Source organism: Luteibacter sp., from assembly GCF_051958795.1.
In the GTDB taxonomy this organism is placed as follows: domain Bacteria; phylum Pseudomonadota; class Gammaproteobacteria; order Xanthomonadales; family Rhodanobacteraceae; genus Luteibacter.
Genome location: NZ_JBQCFT010000211.1, coordinates 1 through 7,048 on the forward strand (window position 1 = coordinate 1; position 7,048 = coordinate 7,048).

The following is a 7,048-nucleotide window of genomic DNA, read 5'->3' on the forward strand; positions in this document are numbered from 1 at the left end:
ATCAAGTATTCGATCCTGCCGCAGGCGCTCGAGCGCAGTGAGCTGGTCGGCGGTAATGCGCTGGTCGAGACGGGTACGCAGCTCGCCATGCTCATCGGCATGATCGTGGGCAACTCGCTCATGCTCATCGCCGGCTATGGCACCACGGCGGCATCGGCCGCGACCCTGGTCATCGCCGCGGCCGGCTACCTCACCTGCCGGGCGATCCCCGCCGCGCCGGCGACCGCGCCGGATCTCCGCTTCAACTGGAACCCTCTGTCCGAAACCTGGCGGGTACTCAAGCTGACCCATGAGGATCGCGCCGTGTTCAACGCGGTGCTCGGCATCTCGTGGTTCTGGTTCTTCGGCACGGTGATGATCGCCCAGCTGCCGAACTACACGCGGCACGTGCTCGGCGGCGAGGGCTCGGTGAATACGCTTGTGCTCACCCTGTTCTCACTGGGCACGGGCATCGGTTCGCTCCTGTGCGAGAAGCTATCGCGCAAGCGCGTCGAGATCGGCCTGGTGCCCATGGGTGCCTTCGGCCTGACCGTTTTCGCCATCGACCTGTACTTCGCGCGGCCGTCCGTGGCGCCGGGTGCCGCGCTGACCTGGAGTGCGTTCCTCTCGGTCCCCGGCGCATGGCGTGCCGCGCTGGACCTTACGCTGATCGGCGCGTTCGCTGGCTTCTACGTCGTGCCGCTCTTCGCGTTCGTGCAGAGCCGCGCACCGCGCGATCGCCTCTCGCGCATCATTGCGGGCAACAACATCGTCAACGCGTTGCTGATCTGCCTGGCGTCGGGCTTCGGCATCGGCCTCACCGCGATGGGCCTGGAGACGCCGACGATTTTCCTGATCACCGGCGTGATCAACATCGCCGTGGCGGTTTACATCTTCACGCTGGTACCCGAGTTCATGATGCGTTTCATGACCTGGGTGGTGGTGAATACGCTGTACCGCGTGCGCGTGGATGGATTGAAGAACGTGCCTGACGAAGGCGCCGCGGTGGTCGTGTGCAACCACGTGAGCTTCATGGATCCGCTCATCCTGATGGCCTGCGTCCGCCGGCCCATGCGCTTCGTCATGTACTACAAGATCTTCAACATCCCGGTGCTGAACTTCATTTTCCGCACGGCCAAGGCCATTCCCATCGCGGGGCGCAATGAAGACGCGGCGCTGATGGAGAAGGCATTCGAGCAGATCGACGAAGCGCTCGCGGCGGGCGAGGTGGTCTGCATCTTCCCCGAGGGTGGCCTGACCCGCGATGGCGCGATCAGCACGTTCCGGCCCGGTGTCGATCGCATCCTCGCGCGTCGGCCGGTACCGGTGGTGCCGCTGGCGCTGCGCGGCATGTGGGGCAGCATCTTCAGTCGCCGCGATGGCGCGCTGCGCCGCGCGCGGTTGCCGCGCCGGTTCTGGTCACGGATCGAACTGGTCGGTGGCGCACCGTTCCCCGCGGGCACCGCCCAGGCGGCGGTGTTGGAGGCGCGGGTCAGTGAGCTGCGCGGCAATAAGGCCTGACGCTACGCGTCAGGCGAACCACGCCGCCAGCACGATCACCGCAACCACGGTAAGCCACACGACAAGCACGCGACGGATCACGCGGCGCGCATCTTCCAGCTCGGCGATGGGATCGCTGACGTCCTGCGCATAGCCGTCGCCCGCCTCCACGTCGGCATCGACGCCGGCACGCGCCACGGCACCCAGGAAATCGGGATCGAGCCGCGAACGCGGGCTGCCGGACTGATGGTGCCAATGCCTCCAGGCGCCCATGACGGCATCGAAATCCGAGACCAGGGCCATCGCGAACACCATGAGGTGCGCGGGAATCCAGTCAAGGGCGTCGGCAAGACGCTGGGCGGCGCTGCGGGCATCCGCGTCGAGCGCGAGCGAAGCGTCGCGGCCCAGGTTTTGCGCCAGGCGATAGCCCAGTGCGCCGGCCGGGCCCAGGAGGAAGAACCACAACAGCACGCCGAAGCGCCGGCGCAACGCGGCGAAGAACGTAGCTTCGACCAGTGCGGGCGCGAACCACGGCAAGGGATCGGCGCCGGATTGCAGGGCAGCCACCGCCTCATCGCGGCGTAGCGTGTCGGTCGCGCGGGTGATGGCATCGATGTCGCTCTCGATTTCACGCGGGCCGAGGCAGTACACCAGCACGACAACCGCAAAAAGCAGCCACGCGACATCGAAGAAGGGCAGGGCGCGGAGGATCCCGGCGATGATGGCGCAGGCGACCACCGGGACGAGCAGGATGATGGCGACGCGGCCCGCGCCGGAGGTATCGCCCAGCCGGCTGACCCAGCTCCGGAACCAGCGCTCGTCGCGCCAGCGCGCCAGTTGCGGCACGCTCCAGGCAATGACGAGGGCGATGAGGACAGCGAGCAGTCGTAAGGCCATGGGATGCGCGTTCAACGGGACTTGGCCCGATTGTAGGCGAAGCCCTAGCGCTTGGGCGCGCTCGCGATCAGTTCGGCCAGGCTGACGCCACGCAGCGCGAGCCAGTGCTCGATGAGCCGGTACGACACCGAGAGCGGCGGTGGCACGCCGAGCGCGCCTGAGGCCATCCCCTGGACGATATCGTCCACCGTGAACCAGCGGGCGTCCTCGAGCTCGTCATCGCGCAGGCGGATGTCGCGGGATTTCGCCACCGCGGTGAAGCCAACCATCAGTGAAGCCGGGAGGGGCCAGGGCTGCGACGAGTGGTACGTGGCATGCAGTACCTCGACGCCCGATTCCTCGCGGACTTCACGCTTCACAGCATCCTCGAGCGATTCGCCGGGCTCGATGAAGCCGGCCAGGGTCGAATAGCGGCCTTGTGGCCAGCCGCGCTGGCGGCCGAGCAGGCAGGCGTCGCCGTGCTCCACGATCACGATGATCGCGGCGTCGGTGCGCGGGAAATGCAGGTGTGCTCCATCCGGGTTGGTGCATTGCACGCGGTGCCCGGCGGCGACAACCACCGTGGGCGCGCCGCACAGCGTGCAGAAGCGGGTCTGGCGCTGCCAGTGGGTCACGCCCTTGGCGAACGCGAACAAGCCCGCCTCGAAGGCATCGAACAGCAGGCCGGCGTCACGCAGCGACATGCGCCGCGCACCGGTCATGCCTTCGAACAGCGCGGCGTGGGCCTCATCGAGCACCACCGTGAACCACGCGCGCCCATCAGCGAGGCCAAGCAGCGTGGAGGGCACATCGCCAAAGCGCTCGTTGCGCATCGCCGGCAGCATCCAGTGCGGCGCGTCGGCGTCGGGGGTGACGAAGGCCTGGCCTTCGGTATCGAGCACGAGGAAGCGCGTGCTGGCGGCCTGCTCGGTTTCCTCGACCCAGAGACGGTCGTCGCGGCGTTCCGCCATGCGATCGATCGCGATGCCGGCGAAGACATTTTCCCTGGCGCGGCTGGCGGCGGCCTGGTCGCGTTCCTGCCCGGCGCTCACTCAGCCGGGCCGGTCAGGCGCTGAACGACGAGCCGCAACCGCAGGTCGTCTTCGCGTTGGGATTGCGGATGACGAACTGCGAACCGCTGAACGATTCCGCGTAGTCGATTTCCGCGCCGGTCAGGTACTGCAGCGACAGCGGATCGACCACGAGCGTGACGCCCTCGCGCGATACGGCAAGGTCATCCTCGGCCTGGTCTTCATCGAAGGTGAAGCCGTACTGGAACCCCGAGCAACCGCCGCCACTGATGTACACGCGCAGCTTGAGGCTGGGGTTACCTTCCTCTTCGATCAGCTCGTGCACCTTGCGCGCGGCCGCCTCGGTGAAAACCAGGGGCGCGCCAGCCGACCGGTAATCCGGCGCGCCGGTCGGGGCCATGGGGAATGGGTTATTCATGCCCACCATAATGGCGCCGTTCGCCCGCAGGTCAAGCCTTCAGGTGAGGGCCGGTGCGGCATCGATGGCCTGCTAGGCCAGCTGGCGAACCGAGACCGGGGCGCGGTGGATCATCTTGCCGTTCACCTGGGCGCCAGCGGCCATTTCCAGCACCTGGTAATGCACATCGCCCTCGACCCGGGCCAGCGATGCCAGTTCAAGCCGCTCTGCGACGTCGATGTCGCCGGTGACGCCGCCGTTGATCACCGCGTGGGGCACCTCGATGCGGCCCGTCACATGGCCAGTCTCACTGACCGTGAGCACGCCGTCGCTGCCGGGGTCGGCGTGGATCGAGCCTTCGACCGTGCCATCGAGGTGGAGCGCGCCGGAGAAGTGGACGTCCCCACGGACCGTCACGCCGCGTGCGATCAGGCTGGTGGTGGCGCCGGACGCGGTTGGCGTGTGCTTACGGTTGCTGCTGAACATCGGTGACCTCATCGGTACGGGTGGCGTCGGCCCAGGCGATCGCCGAAGTGGTGGTATCGCCGGCATCGGCGCCGGCGGTGAAGCGCAGGCGCGTGGGTTTGAACCCCGCGGGCACGGTAAAGCTGGCCTGGACCTGCTGGAAGTATTTGAAGGAAAAAGGAATGCCGGTGGACGCCGCGGACTGGCCAAGGGCTGCGCCCTCGAGGGTGCTGACCTTGTTTCCCTGGATCCCTTCGACGGCGACCTTCAGGTTGCCCTTCACCAGCTCGCCGCGGCGCGCGTTTTGGGTCAGGGTCACCACCATGTTCCAGGCGTTCGGCATGCCGGGGACCCCGGAGACCCGGGCACCCTGGATCTTGAGGCCATCGCGCTGGCCGTTGCCGCCGACGAGCCGCGAGTAGAACGCGAGGTCGGTGCGCAGGCCGCTGATTTCCTCGTCGCGCTCCGCCAGGTTCTTCTTGAGCTCTTTCGTGGCGATATCCGCCACCTGGCCTGCGCGCTGCAGGTTGGCGACCTGCTGGCGCAGCTCTTCGTTATCGGTGCGGAGCTGGCTGACGCTGGCGCGCCCCGGCACTGCGGATGAGCCTCCGGTGCCCGTCATGGCCCACGCAAGGCCGGCCGCCACGACGATGCTGGCCAGCCAGCCGGCGCCCCACAGGAGCTTTGTCCGGCGGTCGCGGGCTGCATCGTGCGTACGCACGACAAAGCGTGGCGGTTGGCGTGGCGCCATGGAGGGTTCCGTGCAAGAAACGTGAAGGGCGATGGTATAGCCCCTGTGTTTCGAAATGGTCAAGGAACCCTGTCAGGTCTTACGAAAAAGGCCGCCTCGCGGCGGCCTCTCGTCGGGTCAGTGCTCCAGGGAGCCGACCTTGCTGAGCATGTAGCGCTCGGGGCCGATATCCGAGATAAGGCTGAACTGGGTTTCCAGCCAGTCGATGTGCTCTTCTTCCTGGCCCAGGATGAACTTGAACAGGTCGCGGCTCACGAAGTCGTGGATACCTTCGCTGTACGCGATGGCTTCGCGCAGGTCCTTCGTGGCGACCATTTCGAGGTCGAGGTCGCCCTGGAGGCATTCGACCACGTTCTCACCGATGCGCAGCTTGCCGAGGTGCTGCAGGTTGGGCAGGCCGTCGAGGAAGAGGATGCGCTCGATGAGCTTGTCCGCGTGCTTCATTTCCTCGATGGATTCCTCGTACTCGTGCTTGGCCAGCTCGTTGTAGCCCCAGTCCTTGAACATCCTGTAATGCAGGAAGTACTGGTTGATAGCGGCCAGCTCGTTGTAGAGCACCTTGTTGAGGAACTCGATGACTTTCGCGTCGCCCTTCATGTGGCGTCTCTCCCTTGAATGCAGGCGCGACTATACGTCGCCGCAAAAGACGATGACGTAACGAGAATGAACACGAATCGCGTCCGCGATTGTAGGAGCCCACCCTGTGGGCGACATCTTTGTGCGGAAACGCAACAGGTCCTGTGGCTCACCCGCGAACGGTGTCGCCCACAGGGTGGGCTCCTACGCCGTAGCAGGCAGGAACGTAAGCACCGCAGGCCTGGCCTCTAGAGCCTCGCGCAGGCACTGCCGCGCCTCGGGCTCACAAGCCCCGCAGCAGTCCGAGCAACCCGTACGAGTCTGGAGCTCGGCAAAGGTATCGACGCCCTCGGCCGCAAGGCGGCGGATGGCGTGGTCGGTGACGGCGTTGCACATGCAGATGTACATGGTGCGAATTCGAACGCGAATGCGAACGATTGTCAACACCACAAATGTGAAGGTCGTTCAGGCACCGGTCCGGACGCGGCCGTTCGCGGGATCCGCATGGCTCCGGCACCTGGTGGGAGCGCGCTTGCGCGCGATGGGCCGCGACCGCCCCGCCTACTGCCCAGCTTCCCTGGCCTGCCGCAAAAGCTCCGCCTGCTGCGGGCAGCTGCCAACCTCCACACTGCAGACGCTCTCCACCATCGGCGCGAACTGGCGCAGGGCCCGCTCATAGACCTGCCGCTTGAAGTTGACCACGTGGTGGGCCGGGTACCAGAAATCCACCCAGCGCCAGAGGTCGAACTCCGGCTTCTCGCAGGCATCGAGCTTGAGGGCTTCCTCACCGCCGGTCAGGCGCAGCAGGAACCAGACCTGCTTCTGGCCGATGCAGGTAGGGCGCTGGTGGTGGCGGACGAAGCGGCTGGGCAGGCGGTAACGCAGCCAGCCGCGGGTCTCGGCCAGCACTTCGACGTGGTGCGCCTTCAGGCCGGTTTCTTCCTCCAGCTCGCGGAACATGGCTTCCAGCGGCGTTTCGTCGCTGCGCATGCCGCCCTGGGGGAACTGCCAGCCGTCACGATTCACCCGACGCGCCCAGAACAGGCGGCCGTCGGCGTTGAGGAGGACGATCCCCACGTTCGGTCGATAGCCATCTGCGTCGATCATTCAGCCTCCGCGAACCTTTCGCGTTACGGTCGATTCAACCACAGCGCGAGAAGTTGCTTCAAGGCGCCTCTTGATCGGCGAGCCAGCCCCGATTAAACTGCCCGGCCTTCGCGGCCAAGCCCGCGGACGACCAGGTTTCACGGCTAGGTAGCTCAGCTGGTCAGAGCGCGGCACTCATAATGCTGAGGTCGGCGGTTCGAGCCCGCCTCTAGCCACCAGGAAAAAGAAAAGCCGCTCCGGTCCCCGGGGCGGCTTTTTTGTTGTTTGTGGTAGGAGCCCCCCCAGTGGGGGGGCAGTGTGGGGGGGGGGGGGGAGGGCCGGGGGGGCTCCCCCCCACGGGGGGGCCCCCACGGGGGGGGGCGCCGG

General features: G+C 66.6%; 9 protein-coding genes and 1 tRNA gene. 2 read left to right on the forward strand and 8 right to left on the reverse strand.

Annotation, left to right across the window (positions count from 1 at the left end):
* The coding region (locus ACTHLF_RS10670) for an MFS transporter (protein WP_440327274.1) at nt 1-1,500 on the forward strand (1,500 nt) is incomplete at its 5' end.
* Nucleotides 1,501-1,509: 9 nt separating this feature from the next.
* Here ACTHLF_RS10670 and ACTHLF_RS10675 read toward each other — a convergent pair.
* The 8 genes from ACTHLF_RS10675 to ACTHLF_RS10710 form a co-directional block, all read right to left on the reverse strand.
* Complete coding sequence (locus ACTHLF_RS10675; protein WP_440327276.1) at nt 1,510-2,376, reverse strand: beta-lactamase induction protein; 867 nt, start codon at nt 2,374-2,376, stop codon at nt 1,510-1,512.
* 44 nt (nt 2,377-2,420) lie between these two features.
* Nucleotides 2,421-3,407, reverse strand: coding sequence for an NAD(+) diphosphatase (nudC, locus tag ACTHLF_RS10680; protein ID WP_440327278.1), 987 nt, complete (start codon nt 3,405-3,407; stop codon nt 2,421-2,423).
* 13 nt (nt 3,408-3,420) lie between these two features.
* Nucleotides 3,421-3,804, reverse strand: a complete 384-nt coding sequence (erpA, locus tag ACTHLF_RS10685; RefSeq protein ID WP_440327280.1) for an iron-sulfur cluster insertion protein ErpA — start codon at nt 3,802-3,804, stop codon at nt 3,421-3,423.
* 72 nt (nt 3,805-3,876) lie between these two features.
* Complete coding sequence (locus tag ACTHLF_RS10690; protein WP_440327282.1) at nt 3,877-4,269, reverse strand: bactofilin family protein; 393 nt, start codon at nt 4,267-4,269, stop codon at nt 3,877-3,879.
* Nucleotides 4,250-4,999 (reverse strand): DUF6776 family protein, encoded by a 750-nt coding sequence (locus ACTHLF_RS10695; protein WP_440327283.1) that lies wholly within the window; start codon nt 4,997-4,999, stop codon nt 4,250-4,252. The genes ACTHLF_RS10690 and ACTHLF_RS10695 overlap by 20 nt, the downstream gene beginning before the upstream one ends.
* A gap of 117 nt (nt 5,000-5,116) precedes the next feature.
* Nucleotides 5,117-5,596: a bacterioferritin gene (gene bfr / locus ACTHLF_RS10700; protein WP_440327285.1), complete on the reverse strand. Its 480-nt coding sequence runs from the start codon at nt 5,594-5,596 to the stop codon at nt 5,117-5,119.
* Between the two features lie 183 nt (nt 5,597-5,779).
* Nucleotides 5,780-5,992 carry a (2Fe-2S)-binding protein gene (locus ACTHLF_RS10705; RefSeq protein WP_440327288.1) on the reverse strand — a complete coding sequence of 71 codons (213 nt, stop codon included), beginning with the start codon at nt 5,990-5,992 and terminating at the stop codon, nt 5,780-5,782.
* A 144-nt stretch (nt 5,993-6,136) separates the two neighbouring features.
* Complete coding sequence (locus ACTHLF_RS10710; protein ID WP_440327287.1) at nt 6,137-6,682, reverse strand: RNA pyrophosphohydrolase; 546 nt, start codon at nt 6,680-6,682, stop codon at nt 6,137-6,139.
* A 141-nt stretch (nt 6,683-6,823) separates the two neighbouring features.
* Here ACTHLF_RS10710 and ACTHLF_RS10715 point away from each other — a divergent pair.
* A tRNA-Met gene (locus ACTHLF_RS10715) sits at nt 6,824-6,900 on the forward strand.
* Nucleotides 6,901-7,048: the final 148 nt, after the last annotated feature.